General features: G+C 58.2%; 17 protein-coding genes. 15 read left to right on the top strand and 2 right to left on the bottom strand.

Annotated elements, in window-relative coordinates; genetic code table 11:
• Window positions 1-4 precede the first annotated feature (4 nt).
• Window positions 5-1249, top strand: a complete 1245-nt coding sequence (locus DHN55_RS11425) for a glycosyltransferase (RefSeq protein WP_108881390.1) — start codon at window positions 5-7, stop codon at window positions 1247-1249.
• Window positions 1246-2403 (top strand): glycosyltransferase, encoded by a 1158-nt coding sequence (locus DHN55_RS11420; protein ID WP_108881389.1) that lies wholly within the window; start codon window positions 1246-1248, stop codon window positions 2401-2403. Before DHN55_RS11425 ends, DHN55_RS11420 begins: the two co-directional genes overlap by 4 nt.
• On the opposite strand, the gene DHN55_RS11415 is transcribed toward DHN55_RS11420, so the two are convergent.
• Window positions 2381-3043, bottom strand: a complete 663-nt coding sequence (locus DHN55_RS11415) for a class I SAM-dependent methyltransferase (RefSeq protein ID WP_337660184.1) — start codon at window positions 3041-3043, stop codon at window positions 2381-2383. The two genes, DHN55_RS11420 and DHN55_RS11415, sit on opposite strands and share 23 nt — an antisense overlap.
• A 201-nt stretch (window positions 3044-3244) precedes the next feature.
• On the opposite strand from DHN55_RS11415, the gene DHN55_RS11410 reads away from it, so the two are divergent.
• The 6 genes from DHN55_RS11410 to dapA all read left to right on the top strand — a co-directional run bounded on the left by DHN55_RS11410 (window position 3245) and on the right by dapA (window position 10353).
• Complete coding sequence (locus DHN55_RS11410; protein ID WP_337660183.1) at window positions 3245-3769, top strand: hypothetical protein; 525 nt, start codon at window positions 3245-3247, stop codon at window positions 3767-3769.
• Window positions 3762-6485, top strand: coding sequence for an ABC transporter transmembrane domain-containing protein (locus DHN55_RS11405; RefSeq protein ID WP_108881387.1), 2724 nt, complete (start codon window positions 3762-3764; stop codon window positions 6483-6485). Before DHN55_RS11410 ends, DHN55_RS11405 begins: the two co-directional genes overlap by 8 nt.
• A gap of 32 nt (window positions 6486-6517) precedes the next feature.
• Window positions 6518-6985, top strand: a complete 468-nt coding sequence (locus tag DHN55_RS11400) for a cyclic nucleotide-binding domain-containing protein (protein ID WP_108881386.1) — start codon at window positions 6518-6520, stop codon at window positions 6983-6985.
• A gap of 10 nt (window positions 6986-6995) precedes the next feature.
• Window positions 6996-8135: an FAD-dependent monooxygenase gene (locus DHN55_RS11395; protein WP_108881385.1), complete on the top strand. Its 1140-nt coding sequence runs from the start codon at window positions 6996-6998 to the stop codon at window positions 8133-8135.
• Window positions 8136-8169: 34 nt separating this feature from the next.
• Complete coding sequence (gene gtdA, locus DHN55_RS11390; protein ID WP_108881384.1) at window positions 8170-9216, top strand: gentisate 1,2-dioxygenase; 1047 nt, start codon at window positions 8170-8172, stop codon at window positions 9214-9216.
• A 225-nt stretch (window positions 9217-9441) separates the two neighbouring features.
• Entirely contained in the window at window positions 9442-10353 is a 912-nt protein-coding gene (gene dapA, locus DHN55_RS11385; RefSeq protein ID WP_108881383.1) for a 4-hydroxy-tetrahydrodipicolinate synthase, read from the top strand.
• Window positions 10354-10365: 12 nt separating this feature from the next.
• On the opposite strand, the gene argE is transcribed toward dapA, so the two are convergent.
• On the bottom strand, window positions 10366-11529 hold the full coding sequence (argE, locus tag DHN55_RS11380; protein ID WP_108881382.1) for an acetylornithine deacetylase: 1164 nt from the start codon (window positions 11527-11529) through the stop codon (window positions 10366-10368).
• Window positions 11530-11620: 91 nt separating this feature from the next.
• Between argE and DHN55_RS11375 the strand changes: the two genes are divergently transcribed.
• The 7 genes from DHN55_RS11375 (at window position 11621) to DHN55_RS22330 (ending at window position 19511) form a co-directional block, all read left to right on the top strand.
• The gene (locus DHN55_RS11375) at window positions 11621-11962 is read left to right on the top strand and encodes a DUF805 domain-containing protein (protein WP_108881381.1); all 342 of its coding nucleotides are present in this window, start codon (window positions 11621-11623) and stop codon (window positions 11960-11962) included.
• Window positions 11963-12088: 126 nt separating this feature from the next.
• Complete coding sequence (locus DHN55_RS11370) at window positions 12089-12712, top strand: TetR family transcriptional regulator (RefSeq protein ID WP_108881380.1); 624 nt, start codon at window positions 12089-12091, stop codon at window positions 12710-12712.
• The gene (locus DHN55_RS11365; protein ID WP_108881379.1) at window positions 12694-13857 is read left to right on the top strand and encodes an acyl-CoA dehydrogenase family protein; all 1164 of its coding nucleotides are present in this window, start codon (window positions 12694-12696) and stop codon (window positions 13855-13857) included. The genes DHN55_RS11370 and DHN55_RS11365 overlap by 19 nt, the downstream gene beginning before the upstream one ends.
• A complete protein-coding gene (locus tag DHN55_RS11360) occupies window positions 13857-15464 on the top strand; it encodes a carboxyl transferase domain-containing protein (RefSeq protein WP_108881378.1) in 1608 nt (535 codons plus the stop codon). Before DHN55_RS11365 ends, DHN55_RS11360 begins: the two co-directional genes overlap by 1 nt.
• A gap of 61 nt (window positions 15465-15525) precedes the next feature.
• The gene (locus tag DHN55_RS11355) at window positions 15526-17463 is read left to right on the top strand and encodes an ATP-binding protein (RefSeq protein ID WP_443111094.1); all 1938 of its coding nucleotides are present in this window, start codon (window positions 15526-15528) and stop codon (window positions 17461-17463) included.
• 78 nt (window positions 17464-17541) lie between these two features.
• The gene (locus tag DHN55_RS11350) at window positions 17542-19077 is read left to right on the top strand and encodes a trimethylamine methyltransferase family protein (RefSeq protein WP_108881837.1); all 1536 of its coding nucleotides are present in this window, start codon (window positions 17542-17544) and stop codon (window positions 19075-19077) included.
• A 5-nt stretch (window positions 19078-19082) separates the two neighbouring features.
• Window positions 19083-19511 (top strand): DUF309 domain-containing protein, encoded by a 429-nt coding sequence (locus DHN55_RS22330; RefSeq protein WP_337660182.1) that lies wholly within the window; start codon window positions 19083-19085, stop codon window positions 19509-19511.
• Window positions 19512-19513 lie beyond the last annotated feature (2 nt).

Raw genomic sequence — 19513 nt, 5'->3', positions numbered from 1 at the left:
CACCATGACCCAGCCAGTTGCATTCGTCCTGAAAGGCTATCCGCGCCTGTCGGAAACATTCATCGCCCAGGAGATACTGGGGCTGGAACGTGCCGGATTGCCGCTTGAGATCATTTCGCTGCGCCGGCCAACCGACGGCAAGCGCCATCCGGTGCACGGTGAAATCAAGGCGCCGGTCATGTACCTGCCGGAATATGTCAAGGATGAGCCATTGCGCTGTTTCAGGGCGTGGCTGAAAGTCCGCAGGCTGGCCGGCTATCGGGCGGCGTTCAAGGCCTTCCGGCGCGACTGGGCACGCGACAGGACAAGCAACCGGGCGCGCCGGTTTGTGCAGGCAATGGTACTGGCTGCAGAGCGGCAGGATGCGGTCTCGTCACTGCATGCCCACTTCATCCACACACCGGCGTCCGTGGTGCGGTATGCGTCTATGATATTGCAACTCGGCTGGACATGCTCTGCACACGCAAAGGACATCTGGACCAGCGATGACTGGGACCTTGCCGACAAGCTTGCTGAAGCGGACTGGGCGGTGACCTGCACCCGCAACGGCTGCACGACACTTCGGTCATTGGCAGCCGACCCCTCCCGGGTGCACCTGTCATATCACGGGCTTGACCTGTCCCGGTTTTCGGTTTTCGACAAACGGGTACACGTCCGGGACGGCCGTGATGAAGCTTCACCGGTCCGGTTTGTGAGTGTCGGGCGTGCCGTGACGAAGAAGGGATACGATACCTTGCTGGATGCGCTGGCGAAGCTGCCGCAAGACATCCACTGGCGATTTGATCACGCCGGCGGCGGTGATTTGCTGGACGACCTCAGGCAACAGGCGGGCAGGCTTGGTGTCGCCGACCGTATCACCTGGCATGGTGCGATGGCCCAGGAAGATGTGCTGAAGCTTTATCGTGACTGCGATGTTTTTGTTCTGCCCTGCCGGATTGCGCCGGATGGCGACCGCGACGGGCTGCCCAACGTTCTGGTCGAGGCGGCATCCCAGGGGCTTGCCTGTGTTTCGACCGATGTATCCGGCGTGCCTGAACTGATCGACGATGGTACCCACGGGCTGCTGGTCAGAGCCGATGATCCGATGGCGCTGGCCTCCGCATTGACAAAGGCCACCCGCGAGCCTGCCTTGCGCGCCCGGTTGGGAGCTGCGGCAGAGGGTAAGGTGCGTGGACAATTTGATCACCAGGCATCGGTGCGGCAATTGATGGACCTGTTTTCGCAACGCGACACAGGACCGCGCCGATGAAAATCATGTTCTATGTGCAGCATCTGCTCGGCATAGGCCATCTGGTACGCGCCAGCCGTATCGCGTCCGCGCTGGTGTCCGATGGACAGGATGTCACCATGGTGACCGGTGGTATGGCGGTGGACGGGTTTCCGGCTGCGCAGGTTGCCAACGTCCAGTTGCCGCCGTTGCGCAGCGCCGACGACAGTTTTTCCGGCCTTGCCGACGAACATGGCCGCGAGGCCGGCGATGTATACCTGGCGCGCAGGAAACAAGCGCTGATCAAGGCCTTTGACGAGATTGAACCCGATTGCCTGGTTATCGAGGCATACCCATTTGCGCGCCGGCAGATGCGATTTGAGCTGCTGCCCCTGCTGGATCACGTGAAATCCTTGCCGCCTGGCCGCCGGCCAATGGTGGTGAGTTCCATTCGCGATATTCTGCAGCCCAAGTCGGCAAAACGTGACGAGGCCACCGCAGGTTTGGTAGACGGCTATTTTGACCTGGTTCTGGTGCACGGCGATGAGCGTTTTGCAACGCTCGACGAGACGTTTTCAGCTGCGGGCTCAATTGCGGACAAAATCGCATATACCGGCATGATTGCGCCGGATGAGACGGTGCCTCCAGTTGCCGACAGGTATGATGTGATTGTTTCTGCAGGTGGTGGGGCAGTGGGTGAAGACCTGCTGCGCGCCAGTCTTGCAGCGCGTGAACTGACCTCGCTCAATTCGGCACACTGGCTGATCGTGACCGGGCCAAACCTGCCTGATGCGGCGGTCGCGCGCCTGCAGGGCGATGCATCAGACGATGTCGAGATTGTTCGCTTCCGGCCCGATCTTGCACACCTGTTGAGGCAGGCCAGGGTTTCCGTCTCGCAGGCAGGCTACAATACCGTTGCGGATGTGTTGCGGGCGAAATGTGCAAGCGTCCTGGTGCCGTTTGCGGCTCACGGCGAGCAGGAACAGACGATCCGGGCAAGCCGTCTGCAAGCCGCCGGTCTGGCGGTCTGCATGCAGCCTGGCGACCTGTCTCCTGCAGACCTGGCGCGCGCCATTGATGCCGCCTGCAAGCAGGATCGTGACTACGCGGACGGCATGCTGCTGGATGGCGCTGTCGCCACCGCAGGTGTTTTGAGGGAGCGCCACGAGGAGTTCAAACGCGACCAATCAGCATGAAACGTGTGTATTTCGGCAGGCGCAGTGCACCGGCGTATTTCAACTCGCTCAACGCCGCCTGCTGGGCCAGTTCGTCGACGCTCTCAACGCAATTTACGTGGGTTGGTTCGGACGTGTAGTTGTTCGATTGCAGCATGACCCGGCAACCTCTTGGCAGCAGCGAGAGCCATTTCGGCAGGTCCGCGATGTGCTCGCAGCTTGTATTGATCACCAGGTCAGGGGCGTCGATGCCGGTGTAGTCGAGCGCATACATGTCCGCGGTGTGGGCGCTGAAGGTCGCTTCACCTGCCAGTTTTCTGTTCAGCTTTTCGGCAATCGGGGCAACGGCGGGATCGATATCAAAACTACTGATTGCCTTGATCTTGAACCTGGCATCATCAAACAGCATGGCCGGCAGGATGCCGATCCAGCCGCCCATAACCCAGACATGGTCGAATGCGCCGCGCGTGTGGGTGGCCAGCATGTCGCGGGCCCATTGCTTGGAGGCGACCTGCTTGTGGTTGAATGCGTTGTCAACGGGCGTGTCGGGAAATTCAGCGACGGTTTCCGCAAGCGCCGACAACAGGTCCGATCCGGTAAACTTGGCGGCTCCGCGCAACAGGTCGAAGACGTAATCTTTGTTGAAACTGCGTTCGGTCACTGTATTCACCTTTGCGGTACCGAGTGTGATTTCCAGTGGTATGAGCAATCAACCGCAGCTATGCTAGTAAAAACATGACGGTAACAAAATTCATACGAAGATTTGATGCAGCGACCAGCCGCTAAATTCCCAGGTGATCTGCCTGCCGGTCCGGTCGGAATGCCGCATCTGGCTGGTCCGGCAGCCGGTTTGCGGCAAGCCATGGCGGCGTACTTCGTCGACGGATGCGCTACCATTGTCGAGATTGGCGGACACCTCCAGCCCGTGTCCGGTTTCCTGCGTCACGTGCCTGAAGAATTCGTCTGTATTGATCCCAAATCCGAACCCTTCGAATCAGATAAACTGGACGGGGAACCGTGCCGGGTGCGCCATATCGCGCGAAAGTTTCAGGATGTTGATCTTGAACTGCAGCCCGGCAGCTACGGTCTGGTGTTCGTGGGTTACTCGTTAAAGGCTTTCGGAAGTCAGGACGCGGTCGGGCAAAAACTGTTCTCGCTGATCGACAATTCGGCCATTACGGTTCTTGAGTTTTCGCCCAACCTTCAGCGAGCCAGCGATCAGATGCAGTCTTTGCTGAAGCGCCCTGAAACGGAGACTGTTTGCTCATTGGATTTTTCGATAGAGGACGGTGCTTTCGAAACGACTGAGTACGGCACGCGCCGTCTTGTTGTGCTGCGTCCTCGAAGCGGCAGTTCCGACCTACAGAATATGGTTACCCATGCTTGACCGGAACATCCTGAGATTTACCTGGACCTATTCGCGATCGGCCCAGATATTCATTCTGTTCATCGTACTGCTGTCGATGCCGACCTATTTCATGTCGCTGGACCTGCCCAAGCAGATCGTCAATGGCCCGATACTGGGGCAGGGTTTTGAGACGGCGGGCGCAGAACAGACTTTCATGAAACTCAGCTGGACTTTCTCCGGCGAGGAATGGGTGCTGTTTGAAGGCTTTCAGCTTGAGCGGGTAAAAATGCTGTTTGCCCTGTCCGGCGCATTCCTCACATTGATCATCGTCAATGGCTTGTTCAAATTCTATATCAATACCTACAAGGGCAGGCTTGGCGAGCGCATGTTGCGGCGCATTCGCTATTCGCTGGTGGACCGCCTGTTGCGGTTCCCGGTGCGGGCATTCCGGCGCATAAAATCTTCCGAAATGGCCAGCATGGTGAAGGATGAAGTCGAACCCATTGGCGGCTTCATGGGCGATGCCTTCGTACAACCCCTGTTACTGGGGGGGCAGGCCATCACTGCCATGGCGTTCATCATGGTCCAGAATGTCTATCTGGGCCTGATCGCCATCTTCATGATCGGCATCCAGTTCATCATCATTCCCAGAATGCGCCGCCACCTGATCCGCCTGGGCAAGGAACGCCAGATCACGGCCCGCAAGCTGGCCGGGCGGGTCGGCGAGATTGTCGACGGCATTACGCACGTGCACGTCAATGACACCTCGCATTATGAGCGTGCAGACATATCCAGCCGGCTGGCCAAGATTTTCTACATTCGCTACGAACTTTTCCAGCGCAAGTTTTTCACCAAGTTCCTCAATAACCTGCTGGCCCAGATTACGCCTTTCCTGTTTTACGTCGTCGGCGGGTACTTCGCCCTGCAGGGCAAGATCGATGTCGGCCAGCTGGTTGCCGTGATTGCCGCCTACAAGGATCTGCCGTCACCGATCAAGGAACTGATCGACTGGGACCAGCAGCGGCTTGATGTGGAAGTCAAGTTCACCCAGGTGGTGGAGCAGTTTGATATCGAGGACATGCTTGACGAAAACCTGCAGGCTCTGCCGGACGAAGCGGTGCCTCCTCTGGCGTTCCCGATAGAAATCAACAACCTGACGGTGACCGACGATACCGGCACGACCTTGTTGAACCGGGCCCGGCTGAAGATTGCGGCTGGCACCAGCCTTGCCGTGGTCGGACCGTCAAATTCCGGCGCTGATGTGCTGGCGGACTCGATTGTCAGGCTTTATGTCCCAGACAACGGTTCGGTCAGTTACGGTGGCACCGACCTGTTCGATATCGGTGAGAGCGTTATCGGGCGGCGCGTAGGCTATGCAGCCAGCGATATATTCCTGCCGCAGGGCAGCCTTCGTGACGGTCTGCTCTATGCCCTGAAACACCAACCGGTGGCAGAGCGGACCTATGAAGGTCCAGATGCCATGACCCGTCAGCGGTTTATCAACGAGGCCGAAATTACAGCCAACACCCATCTGGATATCGATGCGGACTGGCTGAGCATCGATAATGACGTAGCTGCCAGCGGCGAAGGCATGGTCATTCACCAACGCCTTGTGAACGTGCTGTGTGCGGCAGGACTGGAAGACGACGTGTTCAATCTCGGATTGCGGGGTGAAGTTGATCCGCACAGCAATCCGCAGTTTGCCGACAATATTCTCGCGGCCCGAAAGGCGCTGCGCTCACATATCGACGAAATGCATTTGTCTGAACTGGTTGAGCTGTTTGATCCGCAACAGTATGCGGTACAGGCGACAATCGGGGAAAACCTGTTGTTCGGTACGCCGGTTGGCGATGAGTTTGCACCTCAGAACCTGGCGAAAAACGAATACCTTCGGTCTGTGTTGCGTGACGCCGGTCTCGAGGATGCGTTGCTTGCCAAGGGTATAGAACTTGCGGAAACGACCATTGGCCTGTTTCAGGACCTGCCGCCGGATCATGAGTTCTTCAACCAGATAACCTTTATGGATGCAGAACGTCTGCCTGAATACGCGGCACTCCTGAAACGCGCCAAGCAGACCGGCGAAACCGCCCTGACGGTTGACGAGCGCTACACGCTGATTGAACTCACCTTCTCCTATGTGGAGCCGCAGCATCGTATGGGACTGGTTGATGACGATCTGCAGGACCGGGTTCTTGATGGCCGAAACCGGTTCAAGAGCGGTTTGCCGGAAAACCTTGCCGGCACCATCAGCTTCTACGATCCTGAAACCTATAATGCGGCAGCATCGGTTCAGGATAATCTGCTGATGGGACGTGTCGCACATGGTATGGCGCGGGGACCGCAGCGGGTGTTTGAGGTGATGTCGGCGACCCTCAAGGAGATGCAGTTGCGTGACGAGATACTCGATCTCGGCCTGGAATTTGACATTGGTTCGGCAGGCAAGCGGTTGAGTTCCGTACAGCGGCAGAAGCTGGGCCTGGCGCGGGCGCTGATCAAGCAGCCGGACCTTCTGGTGCTGAACCGCCCGCTCAGCGCGCTTGATGGTCGTCAGCAGGCCGCAATCTTGAGCGACGTAATGAACTATGTAGCGCAACAGCCGAACAAGCCTGCCATTGTGTGGGTGGTTTCGGATGCTGCGCTGGCGTCGGATTTTGATGAGATATGTGTAATGGCAGGTGGTAAAATACTTGAAACCGGCAAGCGAGAAACACTGTTGAAAAGTGGCGGTGCCTATTCGAAAGTGCTGGCAGAGTAGCAGCAGCGATCTGCGCCGACAGGGAGAAAATTATGGCGCTTAATGATGAAGTCGAGATGCTTGGCAATGTATCACTGTTTGCCGGGCTGCAACCGAGCCAGCTGAAACTGCTGGCCTTTACGTCGCAACGCCTGACTTTTACCGAAGGCGATATGCTGTTCAACCAGAACGATTCCGGTGATGCAGCCTATGTTGTGCTGTGCGGAAAGGCGGAGGTCATTGTCAAAATCAATGGCAGTGACGTGGTCGTGGCGACGCTTGGCGAGAATGACGTTATCGGTGAAATCGCCATTTTGTGTGATGTACCGCGAACCGCAAGCGTGCGTGCCGCCACCAAGCTGGAAACACTGTGTATCGAGAAGGAGCAATTGCTCAAGCTGCTGAAGGAATTTCCTGCAATGGCGATCGACCTCATGAAGGTGCTGGCAGAGCGGTTGGCCGCAACGACGGCGGATTTGTCTGCGGCACGGGCCGAACTGAACAAGCTGTCGAAGGGGTAGCCGGCGTTAAATGCGTGTGTCCATCGCAGGTGCGGGGCCCGCTGGCCTGTATGCCGCCATCCTGATCCGGCGCGCGCGGCCGGACATCGATATCTCCATATTCGAGCAGAACTCAAGTGATGCGACATTCGGGTTTGGCGTGGTGTTTTCCGACCAGGCCCTGGGCTTCCTGCGCGAGGATGATGCAGAGACTGCTGCCCTGATCGAACCGCACATGCAGCGCTGGTCCGACATTGCGGTGGTGCACAGGAGTGAGCGCATTGCAATTGACGGTGTCGGGTTTTCGGCCATTGGGAGGCTTGACCTGCTCAAGCTGCTGCAGCAGCGCGCCGTGCAACTCGGCATAGAACCGGTTTATGAAACCCGCATCGAAACCGCCGAAGATCTCGGACCGGCAGACCTGATCATCGGGGCAGACGGTCTCAATTCGGTCGTCAGGGCATCTGGAAGGCAAGAGTTCGGCGAGCGCATGGAAACACTGTCCAACCGCTTCATCTGGTACGGGGCGGATTGCGAGTTTGATGCTCTCACCCAGAGCTTCGTTGAAACCCGGCTGGGCAAGTTCAATGCCCATCACTACCGCTACCAGGCAGGCCGCAGCACATTCATCATCGAAACCACCGATGCCACCTGGCATGAGGCGGGGTTTGCGGAGCTGGATGCTGATGCTACGCGAGCCGTTTGCGAAGAGCTGTTCGCTGATGTTCTTGATGGTGCACGGCTGGTGGATAACAATTCAACCTGGCGGCAGTTTCCCAACCTGACATGCGAGCGGTATTATTCGGGCAACAAGGTTCTGGTCGGAGATGCCCTGCACACTGCGCATTTCTCAATCGGATCAGGCACGAGGTTGGCCCTGGAAGATGTGGTCGCGCTGGTCGATGCTCTCAAGTCAAGCGACTGGAACATACCCGACGCACTGGCGGATTTTCAGGATGCCCGCCATCCGGCCCTGCAAAAGATCGTCGGTGCGGCGACAAGATCTGCTGCCTGGTATGAAGCATTTGACCAGCACATGACACTCGAGCCGTGGCCTTTTGCACTGAGTTACATTCGGCGCGCCGGTAGGCTCGATGCTGACAAGCTGCACCGCTTTGCGCCGGGTTTCACGGCACAACTTGAAGCGCACGGCGTTTCGCTGTCTATTTGAAAGATTGACTGAATTCATCGAGGTGAGATTGATAATGGCACAGGCATCAGTTTCAAACACAGCTCAGCGTGAAGCGTTCTACAAGGCAATCGAACCTGAGAGCATGACAGCGCTTTGGTCTGTCATGGGGGCTATCATCACCCCGGAGCCGAAAAGCGAATGTGTACCGTTCATGTGGCAGTACGACAGGGTTCGCTCAAGGTTGCTGGAGGCCGGTGACCTGATCACCGCAAAGGAGGCCGAACGCCGGGTGCTGATCCTTGAAAACCCCGGCTTGAAGGGGACGTCAAAATGCACCACCTCGCTGTATTGCGGCGTGCAGCTTGTGATGCCCGGCGAGGTCGCGCCTGCGCACAGGCATACCCAGTCTGCATTGCGGTTTGTGCTGGAGGCATCCGGCGGGCATACGGCAGTCGGCGGTGAAAAGACCGAGATGCACTATGGCGATTTTGTCATTACGCCCAACTGGGAATGGCATGACCACGGCAATGACAGTGACGAACCGGTGTTCTGGCTGGATGGCCTGGACATTCCCCTGGTGCAGTTTCTCGATGCTTCATTCGCAGAAGGGTTCGGCGAGGACCAGCAGCCGATCAGCAAGCAGCAGGGTGACTCCAATGCGCGTTATGGCGCGAACATGTTGCCGCTGGGCTACGAGAAAGCGACGCCGACATCGCCGATCTTCAATTACCCATATGACCGATCGCGCGAGGCGCTCGAGCAGATGAAGCGGCAGGAAGAATGGGATCCCTGCCACGGACTTAAAATGCGGTATGTCAACCCGGTCGACGGCGGCTGGGCCATGCCGACAATCGGCACCTGCCTGCAATTGCTGCCGAAAAGCTTCACTTCGCAAGCCTATCGGTCTACCGACGCGACGGTGTTCGTCGGCGTTGAGGGCAAGGGCCGCATCATTGTGGACGGCGAGATTTTCAACTGGTCGCCGCGTGACGTTGTCGTCGTACCGTCCTGGCGCGAGGTTGTGCACGAGGCATCGGAAGATGCCGTGCTATTCAGCTATTCCGACCGGCCGGTACAGGAAAAATGCGGCTTGTGGCGCGAACGGCGCGGCAACAATTAGGATCGATGGCGAAATTTCCGTGTTTCCCGTTTGACCGACTGCGGGCAAGCTGTAATATACCGGCATGGTTTCAATGACCTTCAAATCAAGCATTTCGAAACGGGTCCTCAATTCGGGGACTGTGTTCATTATGTGATGTCGAAATCAATGTAACGATCGAAGTAAACCCCGCCGGTTTGGACGGGGTTTTTTATTGCCTGTCACCGGTCACGACAGGAGATCAAAATGACCTTTCAATCGACGACAAGCGGCATATGGATTCCGCTGATAACGCCCTTCAAGGCTGGTGAACTGGATGAGAGTTCCCTCAGGAGACTGGTGAAGCACTACTCCAGCATCGGGTTGCGAGGCTTCGTGCTTGCCGCCACCACCGGTGAAGGGCAAACGTTAGATGATGCGGAGCTTGAGCGACTGGCATCCGTTTGCGCCGACGAGACCAGCCATTGCAGTTGCGAGATGCCAATATACCTGGGTGTGTCGGGAAGCGATCCGCGAAAAGTCGAAAAGCGATTTCAACAAACAAAACACTGGCCAATTGATGGCTATCTGATCAGCGGGCCCAATTACTTGCGACCGTCGCAGGATGGGGTGAAGCGGCATTACGAGTTCCTGGCCGGTAGTACCGAGCGTCCGATAATGATCTACAATATCCCGTATCGCACGGGCGTGAATGTGCTGAACGAAACCATGCTGGAACTGGCGGCCTTGCCAAACATTGTGGGCTTGAAGGATTGCTGCGGCAGTCCGGAACAGTCCTATGACCTGCTGAGGTGCGCGCCGAAGGACTTTTCGGTTCTTACCGGCGAGGATCCGTTTTTCTACAACGCAATGGTTCATGGAGCGAAAGGAGCGATTCTGACTGGTGCACATGTGCTGGCGCACGTGCATCTGGAAATCTGCGAGGATCTGCACAACGGGCATCAAAAGCTTGCGCTGGAAAAGTGGAACAGGGTCGTTCATATCCCGCGGCTGCTGTTTGTAGAACCTAGTCCGGCACCCGTAAAGCACTGGCTGTGGCGCCAGGGACTGATAGACAGCCCGGAAGTGCGACTGCCCATGCTTCCGATCGGTGACAGCCTGGCAGGGAAGATCGATGCAGCCGTAAATCTGCAGGGTGGGACTGATTGGCGAATTTGAGCCGGAACAGCTCTAGACCAGTTTGCCGCCGAGCCGGTCCAGCATTCCAAGACACTGGTCCAGTTGATCGAGTTCGACATACTCATCGGGTTTGTGGGCCTGTTCTATCGAACCGGGCCCGCACACGACCGCCGGAATACCGATCTGCTGGAACAGGCCGGCCTCGGTGCCGAAGCATACGAAGTCCGAGGTGTTGGCGCCGGTGAGTTGATATACCAGCTTAACGGCTTCGCTGTCCGGCATCGCTTCCAGCCCGGCAATTTCACCCATCGTATGGGTCACGATGTCTGCGGCCGGGTGTACGGCGCGCATGGCGGGCAGCAGATCATGCTCGACATGCTCACGTATTCGGGCCTTGACGAAATCGGCGTCGCTGTTCTGGACGGGGCGCATTTCCCAGTCGACGGTGCACTTGTCGGCAATGACATTGTGGGCGATGCCGCCGGCGACACGACCGACCTGCAAGGTTGTGTGAGGTGGATCGAATGGTGACGCTGCCGGGCAACGTGCCTCAAGTTCCGGCCGCAATGACATTAAATGGCTGACATACCGAACCGCATACTCAACGGCGCTTACACCGGCTTCCGGTACCGAGCCGTGGCCCGCCAGGCCCGAAAACTCCACGGTGTATTCATAACACCCCTTATGACCTTCGATGATGCGCATCAGGGTCGGCTCGCCGATGATGCAGGCAGCCGGTTTCATGCCGATGTCACGCAGTTCCCGGATGAGGGCCTGAGCACCCAGGCAGCCGGTTTCCTCGTCGTGGGTGAAAGCAAAATGCACGGGCCTGGCAAGGGGGAGGGCGGCGTAGTGTTCCGCCATGGCGAGGCTGGCTGCGATGAAGCCTTTCATATCGCAGGCGCCGCGGCCAAACAGTCTGCCGTCTTCCTCGCGCATCAAGAACGGGTCCGATGTCCAGTCCTGGCCCGTCACAGGCACCACGTCGGAGTGGCCCGACAGAACGATGCCGCCATCCGCCTCAGGCCCGAGCGTCGCAAACAGATTGGCCTTGGTGCCGGATTCATCCGGCGAGACCCGGACGCTGGCGCCCAACCTTTCCAGTTTTTCGGCGGCAAAAGCGATCAGTGGGAGATTGCTGTCTGATGAGATTGTAGGGAAGGCAATGAGCTTTCCCAACAGGTCGGCGGTGTTTTCAAGCTGGTCGTGCGCCATGGTCAGTGATCAGGTCCGTGTTGTGTGCCTCAACCGATCATGACAGCATGGGACCTTGAATTGTCAAACTGTGAATTTCGGGAGATCTGCCATGGGCAATGTCGATATGACCTATCTTTTCACATCGGTCGAGGGGCGTATCAGCAGGCAGCAATGGTGGATAGGAATTGGAATCCTGGTCGTTATATGGGTGTTAAGCGCGGTTCTGCTTGGCCGGGATGGCCTGATACCCTTCATTGTCGGCATACTCATCTGGCTCGGGGGCATCATGCTGCACATAAAGCGCTGCCATGACCGGGGTAAATCCGGCTGGTGGTGCCTGCTGCTGCTTATCCCGTTTGTGGGTTTTATATGGGCGCTCATCGATCTCGGTATTCTGCCCGGGACCATCGGGGACAATGAGTACGGGCCTGATCCCCTGGATACTGCGTAGCCATCCCATCCCGATTTCTGCCACAGCCAGTTTCCAGATGTGCTGAGAGGCGGCGGCTACGCACTTGACTCCAGGTTGTGTTTGAGCTTTAATTTAACGTACGTTCATTTAATTAGCGAGTCTGTTTTGGCCCGAACCACAGGCAGTATTGGCATTGAAACGGCAGAGCGCATTCGCTCGGCCGCTGAGCAGCTGTTTGCAGCGCGCGGCTTTGCAGCTGTATCCATGCGCGAAATTGCCGGGGCAGTCGGGGTGCAGGCCGCCGCGCTCTACAATCATTTTTCCAACAAACAGGCCCTGCTGGAGGATCTTCTGGTTTCCCACATGGAAAGCCTGATTGCGGCGTGGAAGGAAGAGGCTGATGCGGACGAGGCTGCGGACAGGGCGCTGGAGCGGTTTGCGCGGTTTCACATTCGCTATCACATCGACCGCTCGGATGCCGTGTTCATCTCCTATATGGAACTTCGCAATCTCGAGCCGGACAATTTCCGGCGGGTTGAAAACCTGAGAAAAACTTACGAGGCGTTTGTTGTCGGCATTCTCGATGACGGACGTGCCAGCGGTGAATTTGACCTGACTGATACGCGGATCAGCGCCATGGCCATCATTGCCATGCTGACCGGCGTCAACACCTGGTACAGGTCGCGCGGACGGTTATCCCTGTCTGAAATTGAAGACATTTATACAAAAATGGTGTTGCGCAGCGCCGGTGCGCAACCAGGAGAGGCATCATGTTTGGCAGCGGAATGAATTTTGGTCTTGGAGAGGACGTCGACGCGTTGCGCGACATGGTGCAGCGCTGGGCAGGGGATAACCTTGCACCCCGTGCCGCACAGATTGACGAAACCAATGAAGCGCCCAAAGACCTGTGGCCACAGATGGGCGAGCTGGGCCTGTTGGGCATCACCGCCGATCCTGATTTCGGCGGAACCGGCTTGGGATATCTGGCGCATGTGGTGGCGATGGAAGAGCTCAGCCGTGCATCAGCATCTGTGGGCCTGAGCTACGGCGCGCACTCGAATTTGTGTGTGAACCAGATCAACCGGTGGGGCACAACCGAGCAGAAAACCAGGTATCTGCCAAAACTGTGTTCCGGAGAGCATTTCGGCGCGCTGGCCATGTCAGAACCCGGATCAGGATCTGATGTGGTGTCCATGAAGCTGCGGGCTGAAAAGCGCAATGACCGCTTCATCCTGAACGGCAACAAGATGTGGATCACCAACGGGCCCGATGCCGAAACACTGGTGGTCTATGCCAAGACCGATCCGGAGGCCGGGTCGCGCGGGATTACCGCTTTCCTGATTGAGAAATCCATGACCGGGTTTTCTACCGCGCAAAAACTCGACAAACTCGGCATGCGCGGTTCCAATACATGCGAACTGGTATTCGAGGATTGCGAAGTTCCTTATGAGAACGTGCTTGGTGAAGAGGGACAGGGTTCGAAAATACTCATGTCGGGCCTGGACTATGAGCGCGTTGTACTCGCCGGCGGGCCGTTGGGCATCATGGCCGCCTGCATGGACGTGGTTGTGCCGTACAGCCACGAGCGCAAGCAATTCGGCAAGTCCATCGGCGAGTTTCAGCTGATGCAGGGCAAGCTGGCCGACATGTACACCACCATGAATGCCTGCCGCGCCTATGTGTACTCGGTGGCGGCAGCGTGTGATCGCGGTGAAACCACCCGCAAGGATGCAGCAGGATGCATTCTCTACGCTGCCGAGAAAGCGACCTGGTGTGCGCTGGAAGCCATCCAGGCGCTCGGCGGCAATGGCTACATCAATGAGTATCCCGCCGGCCGTTTGCTGCGCGACGCCAAGCTGTATGAGATCGGCGCCGGCACATCGGAAATCAGGCGCATGCTGATCGGGCGCGAAATGTTTGTGGAATCCGCATAATGGCCATCTTGAAGCCGACCGCACCGACGCGTGGCGAGACCTTTGATGCCAATCGAAAGGCGATGCTCAGCGCATTGTCCACGGTCGAGGATGCTGTCAAAGCGGCGCTGGATGGCGGCGGTGATGCCGCGCGTGAAAGACACTTGTCGCGTGGCAAGATCTTGCCGCGCGAGCGGGTGGCGAGACTGCTTGATCCCGGTTCGCCGTTTCTTGAGATCGGCGCAACTGCGGCACACGCAATGTATGACGGGGCAGCGCCATGCGCCGGCATGATTGCCGGCGTTGGCCGGGTCGAAAACCGCGAAGTGATGATCATCGCAAATGATGCGACGGTTAAGGGCGGCACCTATTATCCGCTCACCGTGAAAAAGCATTTGCGTGCGCAGGAAATAGCCCAGGTGAGCAACCTGCCGTGCATCTACCTGGTGGATTCCGGCGGAGCCAATCTTCCCAACCAGGACGAAGTGTTCCCGGACCGTGACCATTTCGGGCGCATCTTTTTCAACCAGGCCAATATGTCGTCCCGCGGCATTGCCCAGATCGCGGTGGTGATGGGATCGTGCACGGCAGGCGGTGCCTATGTGCCGGCCATGTCGGACGAGTCGATCATCGTCAAGGAGCAGGGCACCATCTTTCTGGCAGGCCCGCCCCTGGTGAAGGCTGCCACCGGCGAAGTCGTAACGGCGGAAGAACTCGGCGGGGCGGATGTGCACACGCGTTTGTCCGGGGTGGCCGACCACATGGCGATGGACGATGCCCATGCACTTGAGCTTGCGCGCCGGGCCATCGCCAATCTCAATTCGCAGAAACAGATGTCTGTCACGCTGCAAACGCCGGAAGCCCCGCTTTATGATCCGGACGAACTGATGGGCGTTGTGCCGGGTGACCTGAAAACACCCTACGACGTTCGCGAAGTGCTGGCCCGCGTCGTGGACGGGTCACGTTTCGATGAGTTCAAGGCGCGCTATGGTCCGACGCTGGTTACAGGCTTTGCGCATATTCATGGCATTCCGTGCGGCATCATCGCCAACAACGGCGTACTGTTTTCGGAAAGTGCGACCAAGGGTGCCCACTTTGTGGAACTGTGTTCGCAGCGCCGCATTCCGCTGGTCTTCCTGCAAAACATAACCGGCTTCATGGTCGGCAAGTCATATGAGGCCGGGGGCATCGCCAAGGACGGCGCCAAGCTGGTGACGGCCGTTTCGACAACATCGGTGCCGAAAGTGACGATGATGGTCGGCGGGTCTTTCGGGGCCGGCAATTACGGCATGTCGGGGCGGGCATTCGACCCGCGGTTCGTGTGGTCGTGGCCCAACAGCCGGATTTCGGTGATGGGTGGCGAGCAGGCCGCAGGCGTGCTTGCAACGGTCAGGCGTGACGGGATCGAGCGCAAGGGCGGCGAGTGGTCCGGGGATGAAGAGGCTGCGTTCCGCAAGCCCATTGCGGATCAGTTCGAACATCAGGGGCATCCGCTTTACGCCTCGGCCCGGCTTTGGGACGATGGTGTGATCGATCCGCGCCGGACCCGTGATGTGCTGGGATTGTCGCTGTCTGCCGCACTCAACGCACCGATAGCGGAAACACGTTTCGGCGTGTTCAGGATGTGAGGGCGGGTCTTTGTTCAGCAAAATTCTCATAGCCAATCGGGGCGAGATTGCAGTGCGCATCATGCGTACGGCAAAGCGGCTTGGCGTTGCCACCGTCGCTGTTTATTCGGATGCGGATGCAGGTGCCATGCATGTGGCTGAAGCAGACGAAGCCGTGCGCGTCGGTCCGCCACCGGTGGCCGACAGTTATCTTCAGGCAGACACCATCATTGCGGCGGCGAAGGCAACAGGTGCTGAAGCCATTCATCCCGGCTACGGTTTTCTGTCCGAAAATCCGGATTTTGTCGAAAAGGTCGAAACTGCGGGCCTTGTGTTCATCGGTCCGTCTGCCGAGGCCATCCGTGCCATGGGGCTCAAGGATGCCGCCAAGGCCCTGATGGAAACGGCAAACGTGCCGGTCGTTCCCGGATATCATGGCGAGCGTCAGGAGCCGGAATTTCTGAAGCAGCAGGCTGAAGAAATTGGCTATCCTGTGCTTATCAAGGCGCGCGCCGGGGGTGGCGGCAAGGGGATGCGCAAGGTTGATGCGGCTGACCAGTTTGCCGACGCACTGGCAGGCGCACAGCGCGAAGGCAAGGCAAGCTTTGCGGATGACCGGGTGCTGATCGAGAAATACGTTACCTCGCCACGCCATATCGAAATCCAGGTGTTCGGCGACCGGCACGGTGATGCCGTGCATCTGTTTGAACGCGACTGTTCGCTGCAGCGCCGTCATCAGAAAGTGATTGAGGAAGCACCGGCTCCCGGTATGACCGACGAGATGCGCACCGCCATGGGCGATGCGGCGGTCAAGGCGGCCAGGGCCATCGGTTATTCAGGAGCCGGTACCGTTGAGTTCATCGTTGACGGGTCAGACGGACTGCTGCCGGATCGGTTCTGGTTCATGGAAATGAACACCCGCCTGCAGGTTGAACACCCGGTCACCGAAGCTATTACCGGGCTCGATCTCGTCGAGTTGCAATTGCGTGTCGCGGCAGGAGAGCCGTTGCCGTTTGTACAGGCTGATCTGGCCATTGACGGCCATGCCTTTGAGGCAAGGCTTTATGCAGAAGATGTTCCCAGGGGCTTCCTGCCGGCCATCGGGACGCTGGATCACTTGAGGTTTTCGTCTGCAGCGCGCAACGATACCGGCGTCCGCGAGGGCGATGAAATCACGCCGCATTACGATCCAATGATTGCCAAGGTCATCGTGCACGGGCGGTCCCGGGACGAGGCGCTGGCGAAAATGCGCGCGGCACTGGCCGACACGCAGATCGCCGGCACTGTCACCAACAAGGCGTTCCTGTCTGCATTGTGCAGGCATGACGGGTTTTCCCGGGGGGCAGTGGACACTGGCCTGATCGAGAGGGATCTGGCGCAACTCGTGCAGGAAGGCGAAACTCCCGTGCTTGCGCAGGCAGTGGCGGCAATTGCCGTTTTGGGCCTGGCGGGCGACACGGACCAAGATGATCCGTGGAGTTCGCTGTCCGGGTGGCGGCTGTGGGGGGCAGCACAGCATTTTGTGAAGCTTGTGCAGGGCGCCGCGATATTTGATTTGCGCGTGTCGTTGCGCAATTCCCGCGACTTCAAGGTTTCATCGCAAACCGAAGCGGTTAATGTGTCGCTGGTCGAGCGCGCACCCGACAGGATGATTGTTGACGGTCACACCCAGCCACTGCGCTTTGCCGTATCTGAAGTTTCCGGCCGTGTCGCGCAGGTCACCGTTTTCCTGAACGGCGATACGTTTGTGTTTGATGTCCCGGACGGTGTTACCGATGCAGGCGATGCCGGGTCCGGTGATGATGTGCGCGCACCGATGCCGGGCCTGGTAAAGCAGATCAGGGTGAAAGCTGGTGAACAGGTTACAAAGGGCGACGCCCTTGCGGTGCTGGAAGCCATGAAGATGGAACACACGCTGACGGCAGCGCGAGACGGTATCGTTGCCGAAACATATGTGGCGGATGGCGACCAGGTAAGTAACGGTGATTTACTGGTTTCGCTCGTGCCGGAAAAGGAATAGCGTCGGCTCCAGATCAGAATGCTTTCTGGTTGCTTCAACCAAAAGGAACAAAGCTGATCGCTTCTGGAGGTGCCGGCGATGAATGTACAGCGAGGAAGACGCGGCGGTAGACGGCAGGCCGGAACGGAAACTCCAGTCAGGGATGTGAACTACCGCAACCTGGTCAATCCGTTTGCACCACAGCCGCTTTACTCCGACGACCAGATTGACCGCATCCACGAACTCGCCAAGCAGGTGCTTGCTGAAATCGGTATCCGTGCCTTGCTGCCGCGGGCGCGTGATACCTATCGCGCCGCGGGATGTATTGTGGATGACGACACCATGATGGTGCGGATCGGTGACGAGATCATCGAGGCGGCGATCGCATCAGCGCCGGGCACTTTCGTTTTGCAGGCCAGTGATCCGGAAAACAATATCCCGCTGGGCGGCACGTCGCTGAACTTCATGCCGGTGGGCGGTCCGCCGGGCTTTTCCGATCTTGAAGGAGGCAAGCAAACCGGAACGCGTGCAGCGGCGCGCAATTTCATGAAGCTGTGCCAGCACTTTGATGTCATGCATGTGGCAGGCCCGTGTGTTGAAGCGCAGGACCTGGCTTTGAACGAGCGCCATCTTTGGATCAAGCTGGATCATCTCACTCTGACCAGCAAGGCCGTGTTTACCTGGGCGCGGGGCACACCCCAATCGATGGACGGGTTTGAAATGATCCGCATCGCGCGCGGGCTGTCCACTGAGGAGTTCAGGTCCGCACACCATACCTACACAGTGATCAATACCAATTCTCCGCTACAGCTTGATATTCCGATGCTCAACGGGTTGATGGATTTTGCCGAGCACAACCAGATAGTCGTCATCACGCCGTTCACGCTGTCCGGCGCCATGGCACCGGTGACCATTTCCGGGGCGCTGGTGCAGCAGCATGCGGAGTTTCTGGCCGCGCTGGTCATCAACCAGCTTGTGCGTCCGGGTGCGCCGGTGGTGTACGGGGCGTTCACCTCCAACGTGGACATGAAGTCGGGTTCGCCGGCGTTTGGTACGCCTGAATACGTCAAGGCTGCCTGGGGCTCGGGCCAGCTGGCGCGCAAGCTCGGCTTGCCGTGGCGCTCTTCGGCACCGACCGCATCGAATGCACCGGATGCACAGGGTGCCTACGAGACACAGCTTTCCCTGTGGGGCGCCATTCAGGGCGGGTCCAACTTCATCGCGCATACCGCAGGCTGGCTGGAAGGCGGGCTTACCGCGTCTTTCGAGAAATTCATTCTCGATATTGAGGTCCTGCAGATGGTTGCCGAACTTTGCCAGCCGGCAAAGTTCGATGAGGATGAGCTGGCGCTTGATGCCATTCGCGAGGTGGGGCCGGGCGGCCATTACTTCGGATGCGAACACACCATGGAGCGGTATTCAACGGCGTTCTACAAACCCCTGGTGTCCGACTGGAGCAATTTTGGCCAATGGACAGAAAACGGTTCCCTGACCGCGACGCAGCGGGCCAATACCATCTGGAAAAAGCTGGTCGCCGACTTTGAACCGCCGGCACTGGATGCCGGAATTCGTGACGAACTCGACGATTACATTGAACGCCGCATTGCTGAAGGCGGTGCCTTGCCGGAATCGTGAGACTTGTGCCGGATATCAGCTTGCCGTCGCAGACCCATGTGCCGGGAACCGGCAGCAAGCCTGATCAGGTACCGCTTGACCATGCGAAGGAACTCGCGCCCGCGGTTACCGGGGCATATGACTGGCAAGACAATGTTCCCTATCTTTATGGCCATGACCTGATGCGGGCCGGGTATTACTGGGAAGCCCACGAGGTATGGGAGGCAGTTTGGCTGGCGACGCCGTCCAACAGTCCGGAACGGCTGTTGCTGCAGGCGTTGATCCAGACTGCCAATGCGCAATTGAAGACAGGAATGCAGCGTGACAATGCCGCAGCAAGGTTGCAGGGCCAGGTGGAAGAGTTGCGACTTGAGCTGATTGCCAGGCTTGGCGGGCGGATTGAAACATACATGGGTGTCGACATAGGAAACAGTAATATGCATTATATTGCGTAATC

The sequence above is a fragment of the Anderseniella sp. Alg231-50 genome (assembly GCF_900149695.1).
Lineage (GTDB): Bacteria > Pseudomonadota > Alphaproteobacteria > Rhizobiales > Aestuariivirgaceae > Anderseniella.
The sequence above is the reverse complement of the archived record's forward strand: the minus strand, read 5'-3'. Positions and strand labels throughout refer to the sequence as shown.

What these genes read in the sequence shown, in the direction of transcription:
- DHN55_RS11425 (WP_108881390.1), top strand. Translation starts at nt 5, where the DNA reads ATGACCCAGCCAGTTGCATTCGTCCTGAAAGGCTATCCGCGCCTGTCG.
- DHN55_RS11420 (WP_108881389.1), top strand. Translation starts at nt 1,246, where the DNA reads ATGAAAATCATGTTCTATGTGCAGCATCTGCTCGGCATAGGCCATCTG.
- DHN55_RS11410 (WP_337660183.1), top strand. Translation starts at nt 3,245, where the DNA reads ATGGCGGCGTACTTCGTCGACGGATGCGCTACCATTGTCGAGATTGGC.
- DHN55_RS11405 (WP_108881387.1), top strand. Translation starts at nt 3,762, where the DNA reads ATGCTTGACCGGAACATCCTGAGATTTACCTGGACCTATTCGCGATCG.
- DHN55_RS11400 (WP_108881386.1), top strand. Translation starts at nt 6,518, where the DNA reads ATGGCGCTTAATGATGAAGTCGAGATGCTTGGCAATGTATCACTGTTT.
- DHN55_RS11395 (WP_108881385.1), top strand. Translation starts at nt 6,996, where the DNA reads ATGCGTGTGTCCATCGCAGGTGCGGGGCCCGCTGGCCTGTATGCCGCC.
- gtdA (WP_108881384.1), top strand. Translation starts at nt 8,170, where the DNA reads ATGGCACAGGCATCAGTTTCAAACACAGCTCAGCGTGAAGCGTTCTAC.
- dapA (WP_108881383.1), top strand. Translation starts at nt 9,442, where the DNA reads ATGACCTTTCAATCGACGACAAGCGGCATATGGATTCCGCTGATAACG.
- argE (WP_108881382.1), bottom strand. Translation starts at nt 11,529, where the DNA reads ATGGCGCACGACCAGCTTGAAAACACCGCCGACCTGTTGGGAAAGCTC.
- DHN55_RS11375 (WP_108881381.1), top strand. Translation starts at nt 11,621, where the DNA reads ATGGGCAATGTCGATATGACCTATCTTTTCACATCGGTCGAGGGGCGT.
- DHN55_RS11365 (WP_108881379.1), top strand. Translation starts at nt 12,694, where the DNA reads ATGTTTGGCAGCGGAATGAATTTTGGTCTTGGAGAGGACGTCGACGCG.
- DHN55_RS11360 (WP_108881378.1), top strand. Translation starts at nt 13,857, where the DNA reads ATGGCCATCTTGAAGCCGACCGCACCGACGCGTGGCGAGACCTTTGAT.
- DHN55_RS11355 (WP_443111094.1), top strand. Translation starts at nt 15,526, where the DNA reads ATGCGTACGGCAAAGCGGCTTGGCGTTGCCACCGTCGCTGTTTATTCG.
- DHN55_RS11350 (WP_108881837.1), top strand. Translation starts at nt 17,542, where the DNA reads ATGAATGTACAGCGAGGAAGACGCGGCGGTAGACGGCAGGCCGGAACG.